General features: G+C 40.6%; 12 protein-coding genes. 1 reads left to right on the forward strand and 11 read right to left on the reverse strand.

Features of this window, described 5'->3' with window-relative positions:
* Positions 1 to 30 precede the first annotated feature (30 nt).
* The 5 genes from BLR27_RS09335 to BLR27_RS09355 all read right to left on the reverse strand — a co-directional run bounded on the left by BLR27_RS09335 (position 31) and on the right by BLR27_RS09355 (position 9,410).
* Complete coding sequence (locus BLR27_RS09335; protein ID WP_090704143.1) at positions 31 to 2,277, reverse strand: transglutaminase-like domain-containing protein; 2,247 nt, start codon at positions 2,275 to 2,277, stop codon at positions 31 to 33.
* A 132-nt stretch (positions 2,278 to 2,409) separates the two neighbouring features.
* Positions 2,410 to 5,631, reverse strand: coding sequence for a DUF4962 domain-containing protein (locus BLR27_RS09340; RefSeq protein WP_090704145.1), 3,222 nt, complete (start codon positions 5,629 to 5,631; stop codon positions 2,410 to 2,412).
* A 42-nt stretch (positions 5,632 to 5,673) separates the two neighbouring features.
* Entirely contained in the window at positions 5,674 to 6,486 is an 813-nt protein-coding gene (locus BLR27_RS09345) for an amidohydrolase family protein (RefSeq protein ID WP_090704146.1), read from the reverse strand.
* Positions 6,476 to 7,426 (reverse strand): amidohydrolase family protein, encoded by a 951-nt coding sequence (locus BLR27_RS09350; protein WP_090704148.1) that lies wholly within the window; start codon positions 7,424 to 7,426, stop codon positions 6,476 to 6,478. The genes BLR27_RS09345 and BLR27_RS09350 overlap by 11 nt, the downstream gene beginning before the upstream one ends.
* 559 nt (positions 7,427 to 7,985) lie before the next feature.
* Positions 7,986 to 9,410 (reverse strand): ATP-binding protein, encoded by a 1,425-nt coding sequence (locus BLR27_RS09355; RefSeq protein WP_090704150.1) that lies wholly within the window; start codon positions 9,408 to 9,410, stop codon positions 7,986 to 7,988.
* A gap of 435 nt (positions 9,411 to 9,845) precedes the next feature.
* Between BLR27_RS09355 and BLR27_RS09360 the strand changes: the two genes are divergently transcribed.
* On the forward strand, positions 9,846 to 10,631 hold the full coding sequence (locus BLR27_RS09360) for a hypothetical protein (RefSeq protein ID WP_090704152.1): 786 nt from the start codon (positions 9,846 to 9,848) through the stop codon (positions 10,629 to 10,631).
* Positions 10,632 to 10,702: 71 nt separating this feature from the next.
* Here the strand turns inward: BLR27_RS09360 and BLR27_RS09365 are convergent, their stop codons facing one another.
* The 6 genes from BLR27_RS09365 to BLR27_RS09390 form a co-directional block, all read right to left on the reverse strand.
* On the reverse strand, positions 10,703 to 12,043 hold the full coding sequence (locus tag BLR27_RS09365; RefSeq protein ID WP_143007721.1) for a hypothetical protein: 1,341 nt from the start codon (positions 12,041 to 12,043) through the stop codon (positions 10,703 to 10,705).
* 733 nt (positions 12,044 to 12,776) lie between these two features.
* Positions 12,777 to 14,537 (reverse strand): amidohydrolase family protein, encoded by a 1,761-nt coding sequence (locus BLR27_RS09370; protein ID WP_090704156.1) that lies wholly within the window; start codon positions 14,535 to 14,537, stop codon positions 12,777 to 12,779.
* A 116-nt stretch (positions 14,538 to 14,653) separates the two neighbouring features.
* The gene (locus BLR27_RS09375; RefSeq protein ID WP_090704158.1) at positions 14,654 to 15,382 is read right to left on the reverse strand and encodes a carbohydrate-binding family 9-like protein; all 729 of its coding nucleotides are present in this window, start codon (positions 15,380 to 15,382) and stop codon (positions 14,654 to 14,656) included.
* Positions 15,383 to 15,435: 53 nt separating this feature from the next.
* Positions 15,436 to 16,434 (reverse strand): Kelch repeat-containing protein, encoded by a 999-nt coding sequence (locus tag BLR27_RS09380; protein WP_090704160.1) that lies wholly within the window; start codon positions 16,432 to 16,434, stop codon positions 15,436 to 15,438.
* 89 nt (positions 16,435 to 16,523) lie between these two features.
* Positions 16,524 to 19,721, reverse strand: a complete 3,198-nt coding sequence (locus tag BLR27_RS09385) for a heparinase II/III domain-containing protein (protein WP_090704162.1) — start codon at positions 19,719 to 19,721, stop codon at positions 16,524 to 16,526.
* Positions 19,722 to 19,963: 242 nt separating this feature from the next.
* Positions 19,964 to 21,445, reverse strand: a complete 1,482-nt coding sequence (locus BLR27_RS09390) for a neutral/alkaline non-lysosomal ceramidase N-terminal domain-containing protein (RefSeq protein ID WP_090704164.1) — start codon at positions 21,443 to 21,445, stop codon at positions 19,964 to 19,966.
* Positions 21,446 to 21,654: the final 209 nt, after the last annotated feature.

Below are 21,654 nucleotides of genomic sequence, written 5' to 3' on the forward strand. Positions count from 1 at the left end.
TCCCGGAGAATAAACTATATCTTCAAAATATCAATTAAGCGAATTATAATGAACCTTCAGCATACTTTTTGAACCCTGATTACCCAAAATATCAACACTTCTGATCTCAATGGTATTGACTCCTGATGATAATTTAACTGAAGCAGAAGATGTATTTTCATAGGTGATATTTCCATTGACGCTTATTTCGAAATGCTTGAATCTGGGAGTATCAGTTGCCATATTGATCTCAAGTAAACCCTCACTGACAGGTAATGCACTGAAATCAACTGCAAATAAACGATTATACATATCTCTTTCCCTCCTCACAAAATAACGATGTTCAGCAGTTTCAGGTGTCTGATCATCAGTCCATGCGTAATACCCATCCCATCCCCAATGGGTCCTGCCATGCGTTACTGGCAATGGTAATTCCTGACTTAACCAGTTACTTCGCGGTAGCCAGCGTACTTCTGCAGTATTATAGAAGCCATAACCACCGGAATATCCTGGATTGGATTTATTGAATGTAGCCTTCCACCAAACATAATCCTTATTGATCTGACCGGAATAGGCATTCCCTCCTACTTCCATCCGGATTGGAAGTGTTTCAGGATCGATCTTTTCTGCCCGACGGTCTCTATCTTCGAAAGACCATGAATCCCGGTCGACAAGCTCTTTCCCGGGATAATAGGTTTCCAGAAATACCTGATGCAATTCCAGGATATTCAGCGGAACGCCATTCTGCTTTCCATAGAACATCGAATCAAAATTAGGATCCACCATGATCCACTTTTCAAATTCCCCCGACCAGACCTCTACAAGTTCATGTCCGCCCCAAATCGCATAATTTGTATTAACTATACGTGCCGGGATCCCAAAACTCTGACAGGCCTGAGCAAAAACAATCGCATAATGGAGACAATTACCTCCTTTTTGAGCCAGATTTAATGATTTATCCGGTGCAGTTAAAATTTTCCTGGCATCCCAGGTTAGAAGATCGTTCAATTCAGGATTCGGAAGGAACCAATCCCAGCTACCTGCAACCCAGGCTCTTAAACGCTTAATTTTATCCAACTCAGTTTTTGCTCCCTCAACAATTTTATCAAGCTGAAATTGTTTCCTGAACTCCTGAAGTGCAGGTAAAGACGGGTTTTCGTGCCTGAACTCAAAAGAACTTCGGATCAATGGGTAGTTCTTTACTTCGGAGACAAATATATTATCAGAATTATCAGGCGACCGCCACTTAGTATTTAATCGCAAACCCTGAATCTTCGGGGAAATGATCCCTGAATTTGATTCAAAACTGAATTCGATCTGTACAAAACGATGATTTAAATCCACCGCTAAGTTTCCATTTTCAACAGGTCTCCAGTCAGTCCAATCACCCACTTCCGGCACATGAGTATTGCCGCTTCTGATTCGGGTTTGCCAATTTGAACCTGAGCTGTTCAGCGTATCAATTTGAAGGCTGGCAGCTTCCATCTTTACAGGAAGATAAAATACATCTCTAAGTCCTTTATCTGCCAGGTTAAATACAGGAGTTTGAAGCCATGCACGCTTATTTGAAGCCTTAATTTTTAAACGGACAGGGTATTCTGCAATATTTGAGCTAGATCCTGCATATTTCCAGGTTTTTCCCTGATCACTGCTTCGCTGACTATTGCCAGTATAAGATGTGGGCTGCCCGACAATAGTTTTAACAACCGAACTTAAAGCCATTGGTATCCTGAATTTCTCATTCTGATTATGTGCCTTTATCTCGATCAGGTTTTTACCCTTTATCAAATATTCAGCAGGAACCGGAACAGAAGCCCAGAAATGCCTGAGTTCATAGATTATAGGCTTATGTCCGTTCACTTTAAACTCCAGCATGCCTCCGCTCATAGGCTCTGCAGGAAATACAGGATAAACAAGCATACTTATAGTTGCAGTTGTCACAGGCAATAGCGGCAGTTCCAGATATTTCCTGATGATAATACCCTTTGATAAAGTATCCCAGGCTTCAGAACGGATCGATCCCAAACCGCCTGCATCATTTTCGATAAGCAAAATATCTTCCTGAATGATGGAATTATCTGAAAATTTAAGATTTTGAGAGGTGGATTGCATCCATAGCTGTTCGGCAGTCCAGCTTTGCTGCCTCGTTTTAAGGCTGTCATATACCGGAGATGAAAAAACATTCCTCTTTAAGCTTAAATTCATATCCCTGCCAATCATGTTTGAAGATAATTCAGACATCCCCAAAAGGGAAAAAAGGATGATCAATAAAGAGTATAGCAAAGGATATCGGTTCATAAACAGTAGTTTTTACTATTTTAATAAAGCAATGAATTTAGTACATTATTCATGAAAAAAGGGATCATCGCTATCAAATGATAACGAAGATCCCTATAGTATTTTCATCAAATTAAACGAAGCGCCGATATCTTATTTGGAGATCTTAAGCTCATTGGTTCCTTTTGGTGTTTTAACTGTCAGCATGCTGGATGATGAATCATAAGTCCAGTCATTCGTTAGCTGACCATTCAATTGAACAGCCGATGGCTTTCCAGAAAACGTGAACTTCAAAGTCAGATCTCTTGCCGACTTAATTTCAGAGTTCAAACCTGATCCATCAACCAGAACTGTACCTCTTACTCCCTGATCTGCAGTGATCGATACCCCATTTCCTGAAATTGAGGTTCCTTCGAAATAAATTTTATTTAGCATACCCGACTTATCATAAGATGCTGTGAACCTCTTAGCATCAGTTTTAAAACCTGCCGCAGTACCATTTTCTGTTCCAATATGGAAGAAACCGATGTCAGAGCCACCGGCATGTTCCATTTTTGCACCGATCCATCCCGGAGCATCCATTCTGGTAGTTACCGGAGCAGGTCCGGCACTGCCTGACCCTGATTTAGACTCAGGTAAGATAACGGCAAGGAAATTCACCTGATCCAGGTTTGACTTACTTGCCAGATCAAGGAATGACTCATAAAAAACTTTACCAACGCCTTTATCATAAATTTTTGAGGCAGTGATTTCCGGACTAACCACATCCATTGTCAGTTTTGCTTTAGGACGATCGATGATCATACGGCCATTTTTATAGCTGATGGCAGTCTCATTATTTTCTCCCGGAGGAGCGTGGAACAACCAGTCGTACACATGACCGCCCGGGGTCTTACTTTTTACCTCATCGAACAAAAATATAGGACCTGTTTTAGTATAAAGCAGTGTTCTTGAATATTTTTCAAGCTTATCTTTATAAACAGAGCTCAGCTCACTTTCAATTCCATCAGCATGTTTTCCATTAAATAAATGCAACACTTTTGGCCAATCACGCAGGGCTTTGATTCCGTTATCATAATGTGCAGGCGTCTGACTTTCAGGATCATGATCAACCAGCATCACATTATGAGCATTGGCCTGAACATGATAGCTTAAATATTCAAGATTCGCATAATAACCCAATGGACCATAAGCCGGATCAGTAAGAAGTGTCTCACCATTTTTCATGATCTGGAAACTTCCCTGATCATAGTGATAGTGATTAGCATTGGGGCCAACACGGGTACTTAATACCATTGCTGCATCATCCCATCCTGAACGCATAACCATACCCTGTGCTGAGAAGAACTTTGATGGAGACAATGTTTCTCTTGAAGCCGGAGTAATATCATCTCTGTACCAGTAGTAGCTTAAATACCCACCTTTTCCGGCTTCCCAAAAAGGTTTAACATAAGAATATAATAAAGGATTTTTGGTACGGTTTACTAACCACCAGGAGTGGATCTGTCCACCCAGGTCGACCTTTGAACCTTTTGCACCGCCTCCATCACCGTAATCCTGCATCAATCCATTAGAATAGCTAGCCTGGATCAGGTATTTATAAAAATGCTGAAAATTAGTAGTTGTAGTATAATCTACACCAAAATTACGCTCAAAGGCGGGCAATAATTCGCCCATATCCCTGCTTGCCATGTTCATATAGCCGCTTTTCGGCTCACCATAACTTCCATCCTCGTAATAGGTACGGTCGATAAAGGTTTTAGTTTTGGTCATGATACCTGAAATGTATGGTTCAAGGCTAGGATTAGAAGGATCATCACCATAGATAGCAGTAGCTGCTAAACCCATTCCTCCAGCCAGAACAGCTATATGGTTCGTTTGATTGGAAGGCATACGGTTCATTTCAACCATATCACGATGGAACATTTTCAATCCTTTATCCATTATTGCTTTCCTGACAAATGCTCTTTCTGAATCAGAAAGCAGATCATAAAGCATATCATATCCATAAGCTACGGGCTTTATGGTATATCCAACCGGATAATAGGTCCAGAACTTACGTTCAAGCATCCAGTCTGCATTCCACTTCTTAAAAGAACAAAGCTTCAAAAGAGCCTTTTTTGCCTGCTCACCTGCCGCACGATCACCAGTAAAAGTATATTTAAAACTGCCCTCTTCAATTACCTTTCCAAGTGTTGAATTGGGATTATTCCATACTGCATAAGAATTTTCACCAACTGAAGTTCTGGCATGGGGACCACCAACAAGGGCTTCAGCTGTATAATCTTTACCTTCATTGATCGCATCCACATTAACTTTCATGAAATCATTTTCACTTAGAGCATGATCCAGTATCCCTTTTGCAACCGGAGATTTTTCACTGGCCAGGCGGTTTTTCAGCTCTTCAGCAGAGAAGTATAATCGTGGATGTCCGTTAACCTGTTTTCCAGGCATCAGAAAGCGGAAAGCCCAGTTAACCTCAGCACCCTTATCTGATTCTCCTTTTAATCTGATCTCCCATTGTCCGCGTGCATCTTTTTCGGTCAGTTTATAAATTGCATTATTAACCCACTCGTTTCCGCTGCGGGTGAATGCAATATTTTCTTTAACTACCAGGCCTTTACTGTCAAGCAGTGTTCCTTTAACCTGTTTTAGACTAACATTGCCTTCAGGAGCAACTTTTAAGCTGATATTATCACCATAAAAAAAGTGTTTGTTCAAAATAGCTATATCAAACATATCCAGATTTGTAGAACTTGGATTTGTGGCTATGAATTGCCTGTCGCGTTCGCCATTAATACTGAAATCATCCATTAAGATAGTATAGGTAAACAGGTAATTTACAATGGGATAAGATCCTTTGAGGGTAATAACCTGAATATGCTCACCTGCTTTCAGGGATTCACCTTTCAGCTTAAAGCTGGCAATTGGAATATCCAATTCAAGCCAGGTATTTGCCTTAGGATTATTGATCTTATGCATATAACGTTTACCATCAAATGTTCCTAAAGAAAGTTCCAGAGATTCTGCATTGCGATCACTCTGAAAATAAACAGCGGCTTTGACACGGGTATTTGCAATGGTATAAATATTCAAACGTTTGGTAAAACCCTGATACAATTCATTGGTATCATGAGCTTTAAACGGACGTGCGAGTGCATATTTACTATCCTTATAGGTTGGCGACTTTACAGCATAATAGAGCGCGTCAAAAGCGATGTCCTGAGCATAGGGATAGGTTTCCCAGCCAAAAAGTTCCCCGGTTTCAAAATTATTGAAAAGGGTGTAGGGTGTCCGGCTTACCGGACTTTGAGCATAGGCAAGATTGAGAATCATGCAAATGGCAAGCATTTGTAAAAGGAATTGTTTCTTCATTGTTGATAGTAATTAGTATTTATTCTTTAAGATTTAATTCTTTTATAGTTTAAGCATTCGCATCGCATTCCCCGACCATACCTTTTGTTTTTCAGTCTCGTTTATAGCTTTAAAAGCTCCGAGTCTTAAAAACGGTGAGGTATAATCCACAAAAGGAGTCTCTGTTCCAAAAGCCAGCTTATCAGCTCCGAAATTCTCAAGCAAATAGGTTAAACTTTCACTATTCGGGCCTTTTACAACCACTCCACTACCTCTTGATGTGTCGAAAAGAACATCAGCTGCCTTCAGTATTTTAACAGATTCAGCTGTAGTGGGTTCCTGTCCGTCAGTGATCCGGGCTTCAAGAATCATATATTTTGCATCAGGCACTTTACTTACCAAAGCAGCAACATCATTATAACTGATCGCCTTATCCACATCCAGCCAGGACCGTTCCCTCAAATCAGTCATACGGAGTGGAATTGAAACCGGCATACCCAGATCTCTGGCAGCCTTAACCATTTCAATGCAGGCTGCATCAGTCAGTTTGTAATGATGGTAATGTGGAAAGATCCGTATTCCTTTCATTCCAAACTCTTTATGGCAGGTCTCCAGTGCATCCCTCCACCAGGGAAGAATCGGATTAATGGTCGCGAACAGAATAAAGCGATCTTTAAATGAGGCATCGGAGTTTAGTTCTGCAAATAACTCTTCATTTGCAATTTGCCCATCCACATAAAAAATCCCATTCAGATTGGACACTAGTGCTTTATCCACCCCATAGGTATTCATACGTTGCAGCAGGTCTTTGAGGTTATTCCCTCTTAAGTTCCGGTATGGCCAGTGACCAACGAATGCATTGATATCAACTAGCATGATTACCCGCCTTTCTCAATAAATTATTAAAGTTTTCGAAGAATATCTTTTTCCTGTCGGCCTCGCTCAGATCAGCCCATATGATTTTACCGACACCGGTTTCATAGTTCATATCGGTAGCAAATAACAAACGATCTGCACCAAGATATTTAACCGCCATATCAATCATTCCCTCATCACTTACACTACCGCTGGTATCCAGAAATAATGTCGGAGCCTTCCTTAAAATCCGGCACATGTATTCCCAGTTACCTCCCCCACCGATATGACCACAAATGATCATCGCTTCAGGATAGCGGTTCGCTATTTCAACAAAATCTTCAGGAACAGAGGAATTTGGAGGATTAGTTGGCAAGTATCCCGGGCGCCAGTTTCCAAGTGTGGTCACGCCATGTAGCATCAATGGAATTTTATGCCGGATACAGCGTTCAACAATAGGGTAATACATCGGATCAGAAATTTTAACCGCATCATAAAGTTCGCCAAGCATCACCATACCATTGTCAACGCAACGGTCGATCTCATCCAAAGCCTCTTTTTTAAATAAAGGATTGATATAACATTGTCCCATGATGCGCTTGGGATGCGATTTCATCGCCTGAATAATAATATCATTATTAGCACGAATTTCTGCAACCTTTTTCCCTCCGGGAATAGAGCAGGCCGCTTTTGTAATACCCAGCGCTTCACAACTTTCATCTACCTGGGCAGCATTACTACCCGACCAGACATGGTTATGAGCATCAAGCTTCGGATATTTCTTTGCCGATTCCATAATGGCCTTCCAACCATCTTTCTGAAAGGTATTCGCTGTCTGCTCAGATTCTTCTTTCGAAGGAACATTACATAATACACCCGACATGGAAGCACCTAAAAGTCCGAGACCACTGGTACTTAAAAATGTTCTTCGGTTTAAACCAAAATCAGTCCGGTTTTTCATGAATAGAAGTATAATTCTTTTTTTAACCTTTTAACAGATATATGACCTGCAAAAAGAAAAAAGCCCCATTCGGAAAATAAAATATGTTAAAAAAAGCGGATTGGGTTAGATGGTTCCAAATTTCGATTCCCAACAAAAACGCTTGTCATCCGACAAAATCGGATCTAGCGGAAGCGAGAACCTATCCTTTCCGTAGAGTTTAATGTTTTTACCTGATCATTTTAATTAAAAATGAATCAACTGAGTCCTGAACATTTAATAATCCGTAGACGCTACGCTTAAACTGTACAACAGCTAATGAATGTTGCGCTAAAACATCAATTTTTTATCGATGGAAACTCTACGGACAGTGGGGTTGTCAAAGTTGTCCGAATGTAAGGAAGATGAGCAGTAAACCATTCATCTACTTCAGATATGGTTAATGCGTTAGTTCTTAGTTTGATTTTTGTCATTTAAGGTCGTCCAAACTTTTTACTCCGAGTCGTTTCAAACATTCCTCTTGTCCTGCGTGATATTGTTTGTCTACTGGAATTAATTCAAAATTTGTTTGATTAGGCTTTCATTCAATTGCAGTTTCATTATCAACTATTGTGTTGTCTTGTAGCTTATAAATTGGGCGCTCACCCTTTCCCACTATCTTACCATCCTTTCCAAACTCCCTCCTTATTCCTTCCAACAAGTCGTTCAGCAAAATAATATTATTATTTCGCTTCATGGCCATTAAAGAAGCAAAGCGTACAATGTTGATAATAGCGCCACCCGATAGTTCGTATTTGCGGCTGATATCATACAGGTCTATATTTTCTTCCAGTACGGTTTCAGCTGAAAAAGAATTTTGCCATAGGGTTGTACGCTCAGACTCATCGGGTATGGTAAAGGATATCATGATTTGGAAGCGGCGTGTAAAAGCCTCACCCAGGTGGGCTTTTATGTTGGAAGCCAGTATTACCACGCCGGGATAATCTTCGATTCGCTGAAGCAGGTAAGCTATTTCCTGGTTGATATGCTGGTTCTTGCTGCTGCTGGTTTGTATCCGCTTGCCAAATAAGGCATCGGCTTCATCAAAAAATAATAACCAGTTCTTGGTTTCGGCCTGGTCAAAAATATTGGCCAGGTTCTTTTCTGTTTCACCAATGTATTTTGATAACGTCATCGAAAGGTCAATACGGTACACATCCAGGCCCGCTGTTTTACCCAGCAGGCTTGCAGTTAAAGTTTTTCCTGTGCCGGGCGGGCCATAAAACAAGGCACGGTAACCGGGTTTTATTTTCTTATTCAGGCCCCATAGGTTCAAAATATGATCTCCGTGTTTTATCCAGTCACTGATCTCCATCACTTCATCCAGTTTAAATCCATTAAGAACCAAATCACTCCATTCCAGACTAGTGGTGATTCTTTTGGCCGGGAAATTAATATTGTAGTTGGGCTTGTGTTTAATATCGCTGGTAAAATAGTTAAGGTATTCTGTGTAGATATTTAATACACCGCTTAAAAATGGTTCGTCGGCAGCAGCATTGTTAAGCCGCAGGATCTTATTCTTATGAAAAAAATGATCTTCGCCAAAAGTTTCAGCTATGCGAAACCGGTTTTCAAGACTGTTTGCAGCCAGTATAAATGCCGCGGTTTCGCCGGTAGGTATAAAGCCGGAATGATTCTTTCCTTTTATTCCACCCAGCTCGGTAAAGCCACGGTCGTAGTCGGTATTCTTTAAAAAAAAAACATCCAGCAATTGAGGTTGCACATGCGGCACCAATGACAATATCAGTATTATCCGCTCATCAAAATCCATCTTGTAATGTGAAACTACCTGTGCATAATGGGATGTGTCGTTTGTAAGATCGGGCGGTTCAATATCGTAAATGGTTTTATAACCGCCTGTTTTTCCCCAGTACAAACTCATGCTGGTATTAATAACCAGGTTAAGCCATTGTAATTCGGTAGCCAGGCTTTTGGCATTGGCTTTTGTTAAAGAGGCTATATCCATTATATTGTTTTAGATTTATCTATATTATAGTTTTTATGCATGGGGGAAAATAGCGTACAACTTATTTATACAGGCTATAAAACTCTCTCAAGCTACCCAAATCGGCTGGCGTATTATCATGCTTTATTAAATATGCCCATTCTAATCCCAATTACCTAATCCCAATAGAAAATTATAGTAGCAATTAACACAGAAAGTTCAATTTTATATTGAACCAGACTAAAATTTCTAGGCAAGCCGCCTGTATACAATCCGGACGCTTAAAGCAAGGCAAGCCAATGCTATTCTCAGGCTAAGACAAATAGTACTGGCGGTGTTAGTTAAAGTATAGTTTAAGTATAGTCAAGGTATAGTTTAGGTATATATAAGGTATATTTTAATAAATATACTTAATCTATATTTTGTATATTGTTTATTAACAAATACTTACACTCTATGGCTATACTAAAAAACGGTCTTGAGTTTTCCGGGGGACTAGGAAACCTTTCTGCTTACAAGCTGCCGGGAATGAACCAAACCATTATTCGGACTAAGGGTGGTGCCGATAAAAAGAAGATTCTGAATTCGCCTTCTTTTAAGCTTACCCGTGATAATTATACCGAGTTCAGTGCTTGTGCAAAAATGGGTGGAATTATTCGCAGGTCTATGCTGGCTTTAGCTCCTTTAGCAGATTATAATTATACACCTATGCTGAACTCTCTGGCAAAAACCATTCAGCTTTTAGATACTGAAAGTCCGCGCGGTGAACGGAATGTCTTTTTATCCCGTCATAAACATTTGCTGACTGGCTTCAGTCTGAACAGGAACACCATTTTTGAAAGTGTGGTCAGGCATCCGCTGCAATTCAGTCTCGACCGCGATCATAAACAGGCCCATATTCAGTTTCCTGAATTAATGCCGGGCGTAAATTTAATGTTATCCAAACAGTATCCGCTGTTTCGTTTCATTGTCAATCTGGGCTGTGTCACTGACATGCGTTTTATCGGTAAGGGATACCATGCAGGCAATATAGTAAACAGGAGTGTGTACACCGACTGGTTTCATGCCAGCCAACTATTTCAGGCAATGGATGTTTCTGTGCATTTAAAGGATACGATTGTAATTTCTGATCAGATGACGATGATCTTATCCCTGGGGATACAGATGGGGATTCCGCTTACGGATACTGTTGTCAATCCGGTTAAATATGGTGGCTGTGCGAAGATTATTGCTGTGGCATGATTGTCATTGCGGGGAGGCACGACGAAGCAATCTTATGACAGGAAGTAATAACTGGCAATCCAATCTGTTTATTACTCCCTCGATTTTTTAACCAATTCAGCAACCTTTTTACTGATCTGCTTTTCTACCGTTTTGGTATATGGTGCCCGGTGACCATATTCAGCCATACCGCTATCGCCTTCATATCCCCCTTCTTTAAGCACTCGTAAACTGGGAACATAGCTTAGTAGATCATTATTGTAACCAAATACCCAGGTGTCATTCCATCCATAAAGCCCTTTAAATTTCAGGGAATAATCAACGACAGTTTCTCCTGTTAGGGCTATGAATGTAAAGTCAGTACCGAATCTCCATACCTGGATCGGATATTTTACTCTGTCAGGAGGAGCACCCTGCTTTTCATATTGACCTATCTGGTGCTCAACTTCACGCTTGGTCATGCCGCTAAGTCCGGGTAATTGTTTCTTGAGTTCTGCCAATGGAAGCCCGGGTTGAAGGAAAAGTTCTGTTTCACCAATAACGGCAGTTAGGGGCCCGGTCAATGGTTTCATTGGTGCAGCAATTACCTGCCGTACAGACTCAGCCAGAATGCTCCCATACATGGAAGCAAGCTTTGTTGCCTCTTCATCGTTTCCACGAATGCGTGGTAATGGGTTTGCATCACCTCCGCAATTCTGAACAAACATTGCCAATGAACCTGGATTCGATCGCTCCAGTTCCAATTGAGCGAAACCTGCATAATCCCCATTGATACTCAATCCTCCCAGGGCTGTAGTATGACATGAATAACCAAAAAGAACAGCCTTTAATTCATTGTCAGACCTGACCGTGATTACCGGTACATCCTGATCAACCTGTCCGCCAAAAGCACGCGTTTCAGGACCGCGGGATCTGCGGCGATTCACAGCAATTCCTGCCAGACCCTGTTCATAATGTAATTCAGCAGGTTCTAAATTTTTGAGTGCATTTGAAATAACCTCATCATAACGCTTGTAAACCATTGCGGTATAGCGGTCTTTTGCAGCTACTTCTTCCGGAGTCAATTCATAATAGATCCAGAGTACATCTTCCGTTACAGGACAAGAATGATTATGCGAGGTATTTAAAATAAGTCGCTCTCTTGGAATCCTGTATTTTTCCATTGCACTACCTGCAATAAGGGCAACCATTTTATTGCTTAGCCCGACCAGATCAGCTGTTACCAAAACGGAAGTTTCTCCTTTTGAATCTTTGATAGCCAATGCTTTAAGCCAGATCGGATGAATGATTTCTTTAGACATCCGTGTTTTACCACCATATCCTGCCAAAGGAACCGGTTCTGTCGGGGTAATATCTGCTTTGGCAACACCTGCCTGCCATTGGGCAAAAACTGGGCTTGATAAGAGCATACTCGCTAAGATAATTTTACTCATTAGTTTTTTCATTATCGAAAACAAATTACCGTCATCCAATTATTTCGCGTCTCTGCGTCTTTGCGAGAATCTTTTTAACATCTTCTATTCCCTTGTGTCAGTGCCCTCACCATTCCACAAGAACTTCTCATTTTTTTCTCTCGCTAAGACGCTAAGACGCAATGGCTAAGGATCATATAGAATCATTCGTTTCAGATGGTATATTTCGCGTCTCTGCGTCTTTGCGAGAGTCCTTAAAACATTTTCCAATTCCCTTTAATCGCTGCCCTCACCATTCCACAAGAACTTCTTATTATTTTCTCTCGCTAAGACGCTAAGATGCAATGGCTAAAGATTATATAAAATCATTCGTTCCAGATGGTATATTTCGCGTCTCTGCGTCTTTGCGAGAGTCCTTAAAATATTTTCCAATTCCCTTTAATCGCTGCCCTCACCGTCCCACAAGAACTTCTCAATTTTTTCTCTCGCTAAGACGCTAAGACGCAATGGCTAAAGATTATATAAAATCATTCGTTACAGATGGTATATTTCGCGTCTCTGCGTCTTTGCGAGAGTCCTTAAAACATTTTCCAATTCCCTTTAATCGCTGCCCTCACCGTCCCACAAGAACTTCTTGTTTTTTTCTCTCGCTAAGACGCAATGGCTAAAGACTATCCAATTTCCACTTCTTGACCCTTGATTCCTGGTTCGTGGTACTCATTCCGTAACCCGATATTTATCAGGTCTCAATTTCCTATTTCCTATTCCTAAACACCTCCGGCACATTATGTTCCGGCATATTTTTAAGGCAGGGTTCAACCACTTTATAAGCATTTTCACCTAAAATCCTTTTTTTACTTGCAAGCGGAAGTGTGGAAAATACCAGCCAACCCAACTGTTGTCTCGGATCGCGCATCGGCAGATCAGATCCGTACAGGATACGGTCATCACCCAATGCTGCCACCATATATTCGATGACACCCAGAGGAACGGGGGTTAAAGTAAGTTCTGCGTAAACATTCTTGTACTTTTTCATCGCAGAGATCGCCATATCTGCCATTTTATAGCTACCACCGGCATGAGCAATAACCCATCTTACATTTGGATATTTAGCAGCTAGTTTTTCAACTTCCTGCAGATCCGATCTGGAAGGATGGATCAGCGCATACAGACCATTTTTATTTCCATATTCCCACCAGATATCATATGCCGGGTTATTATATTCCATACCATAGTAATGATATGGCTTCATCCCAATAATACGCTTATCTGCATAAACCTGTGGGATCATTTCTGCTAATTGTTCCTGGGTATAATGTGTCGGACTGAAAGTTGCAAGTCCCCAGTAACCTTTCGGTGAAACATCCAGCGCTGACTTAACCAGTTTATTACCCTGTACAGAATCATTACTTACCACACCGTTCCAGCTCATAAATCCACCACCAACAACACCCAGTTTTTCCATCATTTTGAAAATACCTTTTGGTCCGCCATTCTCCATATGATAACCTGTACCACCTGCTCCATTTATCCCTTCATGAAGCATATGCATGTGCATATCGATCACCGGAACAGGGAGTGGTTTCCCATTACGAACAGCGGTCATTAATATATCTTCATTCTTATTGGTATGAATTGCAGGCGGACGTAAACCTCCTAAAAGACGACTTAAATTTCCTCCAGCAATTTTTGCCTTGGCTTCTTTAGGGATATCAGCATAATCAATATATGCACGGTGGGCACCTACAGACATGGTTGGTGTATCTGTTGCAAATATCAATTGATTAATATGCCCCTTTTTATACAGGAATTCGAGTCCTTCATTGATCTGAAAACGGTCGAAACTGATATGGAAATTAGGATGCCCGGTTAGCAAAGGAATTGCATAGCGCTGTTCACCCCAACTAATTCCTGTGACAAGTAATGGTATTGATTTATAACGATCAAGAAAAGCATTCAGTTCTTTCCAGCCACCTAATTCAGGAACAGTAACAATGGTAAACACCTTATTATCATTCAAGTAGTTAAGCAATTCCTGGCTGGATTCGGCGGTCCAGTCCCATCCATTAGAAAAAGGATGAATTGTCACAGCTTTGATCTTATATTCAGCCATTTTAACCTTAAGCTCCTTAGGACTTAAGAATTCATTCGTATGGTGAGGCAATATATTCCAGATGGGGAATAAATTCTTATAGGATTTCAGTGTTTCACTAAGTTCCAGATTCGAATACATGGCATCATAGCTGAGCGACATGGTAGATGCCACCATAGCTCCTGATACAGAGCAGTGGTTTAATTCTTCCACCGCTTCTTCCAAACGCCACTTTTCTCCAGGATGTTTATACCTTCTGGGGCCAATACGGGTAAATGCGTCAAAATAGAGGAGGTCATTAATTTGAGGCATCAGAAAGTCGGCAGTTTTTCCGAGCAGCCCGGTACTGGTAGCAGATAAAACGGTGGTTCCGAGTAAAGTGATTGAATTCTTCTTTATGAATTCACGTCTTGATTTATACATTGATAATTATTTGAAAATATTAATTAATATGGTCTGGTTAATCTAGTAATAATTGCAGGATATTTTAACTGGTATCTCAATTCAAAAAGGGATATTCTATCCCAAATAACATTTTACTATTTAAAATTTATTGTCCCGAAGAACTGTGGTAAATGAAACTGAGGCTTTGGGTTCTGTACCACAGCCCAGGTCAGGTAATGAGGATTAGAACTTCTACTGGACGTTTTATAAAAGTTTGCTTTCCAGTTCACCCCTTTTTTGGGCTGAGTGATGTTAGCATACTTTTTAAGCAGTTCCAAAGGCAATTTAAACTCCAGGTACCAGGTAACAGGTGCAGAGATTTCCTTATCCAGTTTTTTGGGAAGTGTATGAGCAATTTCTACAATTTTAAAATCATTCTCTGATAAATTGATCCTTTTACCATCTTTATGATAAGCCATCAAGGCCGTTCCTCCTGCATTAATTTCCAAATTAAAATACCTTAATGGCCATTCCATATCAGGCGAGAAAAAGAATTCAACACAAGCATCCGTTGATACTGAACTATTGAATTTATCCATTTGAATACGTACATGACGATCTTCAACCTTATAGATCAGGTATAAATTATCATTATCATACATCATCTTTCCGCTTACCACCGGCCTAAAGGCTGGAATATCTCCCATAAAATTACTTATAGGTATTTCTTTGACCTTTTTCCATTGTGCTTTATCCCAGTTTGCATCTATTTTCAAGGCTCCCTTTAACTTCTTAACAGAATATACTGCAGGCTTATCGGTCGAAAAGGAACAAACAAGCATGAAAACACATGCAAATAAAAGAACAGAAGATATTTTTTTCATCGTTTTTAGAGTTGACTATTTATTTTTTTGTTTGTTGATTTTCTTTAATTTATTTATTGATCGGCAAACCATTTTTCAGGCAGGCTCAGGCTCCAGACTTCGCTGTCCAGCTTATAATCAGGTTCAGCAGCTCCTCCGGCGATCCAGATCTTATCCTTGAATACAAATGCGGAATGTTCGTGTCTTTTAGTCCATTTGATATCCGACTTAAACTCAGTCCAGTCTTTACCGTTCTTTGAATACCATACGTCTCCGATATTGCCTGACTCCGCCCAGCCTCCCAAAACCCAGATACAGTTTCTGTAAACCAGAGTAGAAAACCAGATGCGCGGAGCCCATGCTGCTGAATCGGTAACCAAAGTCCAGTTTACTCCATCTCCGGAAGACCAGACATCGTTCAATGAATTAGCTTTAGGAGCTCTGGTTCCGCCTCCGATTATCCAGATCTTTCCATCGAAAACAATTGCCTTTCCATGCGTACGTTTTGACCAGGGAGCACTTGCCAGTTCGAGCTTCCATTCTTTGCCATCAGCCGATGACCAAACATCATTAAATAGTGTTTTATCATTGTTTTTATAAAAATCGCTGGCGCCACCAAGTATCCACATACGATCTTTAAAAACAACAAATCCAGGTGCCAGTCTTGGACTCCAGCCTGCATTAGGGGTTTCAAGTATCCACTTTTCACCATCTTTCGATGACCAGACCTGATTGCTGCAGTTTGTTCCAGGCAATTTCCTTCCTCCCATCATCCACATCTTGTTTTTGAATACAAATGCAGCTGAAAGATCACTGTGTTCCCATGGTGCTTTATCCAGTACAAGTGTCCAGTTTTTACCATCAGGGGATTTCCAAATATCGCGTGGATTTGGCAATTGCGGAGTATACCATCCGCCAAGTATCCACATATTGCCTTTGAAAACAAATTCACCCTGAGAGTCCCGGGCCTTCCAGGCTGCTTCCTTTGTTTCCTGAACCCATTGAAAAGTATTTTTTTGAGCATAAGTTCCCAAACTCAAACCGGTCAATATTATGAACAGAAAAAACTTCATGCTTGCTGGATTATATTAAATATCAAGAAACAATAGATCTCATATTAAAGATTGTCAAAATGGACTAATTATTAAAGGTTTCTTTTAACCTAATTGACATTAATCTTTGATTTTCCCTGCGGAATAATTACAGATAAAATCTGGCTTTTCTGATCATACTTCCAATTCTTTACTGTTTTTCCATTCAGGCTAACTGAAACTGGTTTTGAATTGCTTTTTATCTTCAGTTCCGTTAAAGTTTCAGAACTTAGTTCAAGATCAGTGCCTGCATCTGATATTGAAACAGAGGCACTCACAGGTGTTTTAAATTCTAATTGAGAACCGAAGCCACTGAATCTCTTACCTTCAAAAAATGCCTGACTTAATTTGCCATTTGACAGGGTAGCTGTAAATCGTGATGCATCTGTTGTAAAACCCTGAATATTTTCATTTGAACTATTGCTTTGTTTAAAAAATGCAAAATAATCAGCCTTTGGATCTTTAAGCCGGGCACCTATCCAGCCATTTGATTCGATCCTGATTGCTTTAGGCCTTAAAGCAAAATCGCCATTTGAAGGTTTTCCTTCAGGAACCATCACTGCAAGGAATGTTGCATCCTTTAACCTGGCAGAAGATATTGCAATAAAACTCTCACTGCGATCCGAATTTCTTATCTGGCTTGTCAAAGGTTCCGGAGATAGTACATCCATCGTAAGACGTGCCTCAGGACGTGTGATAATCATACGATTGTCTGAATAGGATATAGAGCTTTTCCCATTGGTGTGCTCGGCATGAAACAGCCAGTTATAGGAATGTTCAGAAGGGCTTTTCACCTCATCAAAAAGAAATACCGGTCCATCTTTTATATACAATAAACTACGTTGATAGCTGGATACCAAACCTTTATAAACACTTGTAAGATCACTCCTTACGGAACTGGCTTTATCTCCTGCAAAAGAATTGCTTATTTTAGGATAGGTCTTAAGTGAAGCAATACCATTATCAAAATCACCGGGAGCCTGGCTCTCAGCATTCATATCTATCAACATCACATTATGCCCGATAGCCTGTGTATAATATCCCGGGAAATACAAATTTGCATAATAACTGCTGCTATGTCCGGCATCACTCAAAAGCTCCTCACCATTATGGGTCAAAAGAATGGTACCCTGATCATAATGATAGTGATTTCCGTTAGGGCCTGCCTTGTATATCAGTATACTTCCTGAATCATCCCAGGATGATCGCATAACCATATGCCCCTTTCCTTCAAAATGTTTTGATAAAGGCAATATTTCTCTGCTTTTGGGAATTATCCCTTCTGTATACCACAAATAAGGCAGGATTCCTCCTCTCGCATTTCCTGAGTCCCATGCTGGTTTAACATATTTATACATGAACGGATCCTTCATTTTATAAACAAGCCATTGGGAGGGCTGCTGTGTAAAGCTATAGGTTGGGGAAACATCACCCAGATCCTGATATTTACCTCTGTTATTCTGAGTTACGTATAATGGATACTGGTAAAACTCCTTTAAATAGGTAGTAGAAGTATAATCAATCCCATAATTATTCTCAAGAGAAAAAAGAAACTCGACAAGTTCTCTGTAACCCATTTCCTGATAGGTATAGGGTTCATTATAACTTCCCTCCGGCAGCATGGTCCGGTCAATAAATTGTTTCGTTTTGGCAAGGATACCAGAAAGATAGGGTTCCAAACCCGGCAGATCAGGATCATCATTTGCGATCGCCATTGCTGCAAGTCCAACACCTGAAAGAATCACACCAATATGATTTGAATTACTGGTCGGCATCCGGTTTAATTCTACCATATCCCGGTAAAATGGTTTGATTGAATTTTCCATTATGCCCTTTCGTATGGCGGCCCGTTCCTGAGCGGATAATATCTGATACAAAAGATCATACCCTACTGCAGCCGCCATTGCAGCGGGAGCTCCCGGATAATAGGTATGATTTCCATTTGCCTCCATCCAGGGGTGATTCCATGATGGCATAGCACAAAGTTTATTCAAAGCAGCCCTACCCCTTTCACCAGCTTCTTTATTTCCATTCAGATAAAATTGCCAGGCTTCATTATCAACAATTCTTGCAAGTGCATTCTGCGTATTGTACCAGCCTCCCATACCCGCACTTGCATATGGTCCTCCGGTAACAGACTCCGGAGCAATGGGGTTAGGCATAGGCAATGAAGCGATATTGATAGCAGATGGTCTATAGCTTTTAATCAGGTTATCAAGTAGTTTTTTGGCTGCAGCAGGCTCATTTCCATCTCTTTTGGCAGCAAGTTCAGTGGAAGTGAAAAAGATCCTCGGGTGGCTCTCTGCATTCAATCCCGATACCGGAACAATAAATCCCAGATCCCAGCTAAACTGACTCCCGGCAAGTCCGGTTATTCTTGCTTTCCACTGACCTCTTGGATCTTCCGGCTTAATCGTATAGATGGCATTATTTGACCAGATACCATCAGCAGATTTTAAGTCACCATGAGTTCCATCATCATAAAATTTAATATTTTTTAGAATGGAACGGCCATCAGGACCGATAAGCTCTGCACTTACTGCATTTGGTTTTATTCCATCTTCAGCTGCTACTGAAAGCGATATTGCCTGAGAAGTTTTAAAATGAGCGTTAATGACAGAATGTCCAAATTGCTCAAACCAGGTAGATTTTGGGGAAACTGAAACAAACTGCCGCGATCTTTCTCCGTTAAGCCGAAACTCATCCATCAGCATAGTATAGCTGGGTAAATGGTTAACAACAGGATAAAATGTTTTCATAACCACCACCTGAAGATGTTCTCCAGCACTCAGCGAATTACCTTTTGATTTAAAAGATTCTAAAGGAATATCTACCTCAACCCATGTATTTGCCTTGGGTGATTTGATCGTATGGGTGTACAAAACACCATTAAAGGAACCAATAGATACATCCATGGTTTCCGGTCTCCTGTCACTCATCAAAAAATAGGCAAATTTTAACCTTGTACCTGCAAGGGCATACATATCAATACGCTTAGTAAATCCCTGTGTAAGATCATTCGCATCATTCGGCTTTGTCAGGCGGGAAAGTGAACTCCCTTTTCCTCCATAAGCTGGCTCCTTTTTCGTACCAAATAAGGGATCATAACCTGTATCCTGCTGATAAGGATAAGGTTCCCAGGTAAACATTTCGCCGGTATCGAAATTGTCATAAATTACATATGGTACTCTGTTTCCTTGAGTTTGTGCATTTATGGAAGTCACAATAAGGAAGAATAACAGGAAAGGTAGTATTTCTTTAATTTTCATAATCTTTTATCAGTTGTCTGTTATCTGTTACCTGTTGTCTGTTATCAGTTGTCTGTTATCTGTTACCTGTTGACAGTAATTTAATGGTTCATTGTACGATACTGACCTTATTACTTTGGATTTGCATTTTTCCATATTAAAATATTCTTTACAATCGCTAAGTTCCCTCCTTCGTCGGGATGACATCCTGCTTTATTTCAAATAAATATTAATAGTCAACCCGATAGCTATCGGGTGTCAACTCACTTCACCCGCTTAATTAGCTCCATTGAAGCATCAATCAAGGCCTGCTCAGCCTGAGGTGCATAAGGGCTGCCATTAACAGCATATCCACCTTCTATATATTCAGCAGCCGTTGCTATATAGCCATTAAAACCACCGGCAACACCCAAAATAAAAGTATTTTCATAGGGTGACTTTTGTTTTACCGTTAAACCAATCTCCGTAAAAACTTCAGCCGGAAAAGTCACAAAAACAGTGTTGCCTATACGAATTGCCTGCATTGGCATTAAGAAGGGTGCAGGATTAGCCGGCAGGGCTTCAATCCGTTTTGATTGATTAACCGCCTGGGTAGCCAGCCAATAGTCAACTTTATACTTATCCAGAGTTCTAGGACCTATGGTTTTACCTATACTACCTTTAGCAACCAATTCACGTGCTGCTTCCTTGAGTCGCTCAACACCTTCGAGGTCTTTGGGATAATAGATGACCAATTTCTCCTTTTCATCCAAAGTCTTCTTCGCCTGCTCCTGCCAGCGAAGGGCTTCTTCATGTGTATATGGGAAAGTTGTCCGAACAGGTATTTGAAACTTATCGTAACTAACTCTTACATCCAGGTCGGCTGAAGTCCTGATCTCCGGTAATACCTTGAGAACGGCTTCTGACAGGATGAGGCCCTTCTTTTCGGCAAATTCAAAGCTTCTGATTCCCTGCATAAAAGCACCAACTGCAGAAAGTTCAGCCTGATAACCCACTTTTGCATCGCCCTGAGCCGATTGAAAATAACCCACTACAACTCCTTTCGGCAACTTTTCCTTAATTCCTTTAATTGAGAAATATGGCCAGTCTTCCGTAAATTGTAAATTATGCAAATCCAGAGCTGAAGGATGACAGCCATAATTGAAAAATACGCCAAGGAGTTTTCCCTGAGCATTCTCAACCTTAATTACAGCAGCCTCAGGATCAGGAGGAACACCTCCATGCTCCATTCTCCTGTCGTTCATCGCCATGCCAAAAACTTCCGTTGAACCAGCGCCAATCTTGCCCGGCACTCTGCTTTTCCAGGCATTAACTGCACTTTGAACAGTTCTGCCGATAAAAAATTTTATATATGCATCTTCTAAATTTCCCATTACCGGACCCGAGTGGGTATGGGTAGAAGAAACAATTACATTTTTAAAAGGAATTCCTGTCTCCTTATTTACTCCTGTACGAATTTGATCCATCACCGCTTCCGACATATTAACCACTGCAACGGTGATCATTGCTGAACTTGTTCCATCTTCACCTTCCACAACCAGGCTGCGCGCATAAAGATCATCGTGTACTCCTGTAGATGTATTCACACCCCGGTCATAGCCGGCCATTCTAACACCAACCGGATTTGCAGGGGTAATTATCGTCTCAGCAACACCAACCTTAATTTTAGCAGTTAGTTGGAATGTACCTGCAATGATCAGCATGGCAGATATGTTCCACACTTTCCTGAAGAAATAATTTTTCATTGTAATAACAATTAATCAGTAAACAAAATCAAAATGTATAAGCACATTTTAACAGGAAAAATATTCGGGCTGCCCTAAAAAAAATGAGATCTTTTTGTCTTGAGATTAAAAAAGGAGGCTGTCTCGAAACACAATTCGAGATGGCCTTTTTTATTTAATAAATATATTAATCTCTTTGCTGAGTTTTCCGTTTCTGGCGGACAATTGAA

This window comes from Daejeonella rubra (assembly GCF_900103545.1).
Taxonomy (GTDB): Bacteria; Bacteroidota; Bacteroidia; order Sphingobacteriales; family Sphingobacteriaceae; genus Daejeonella; species Daejeonella rubra.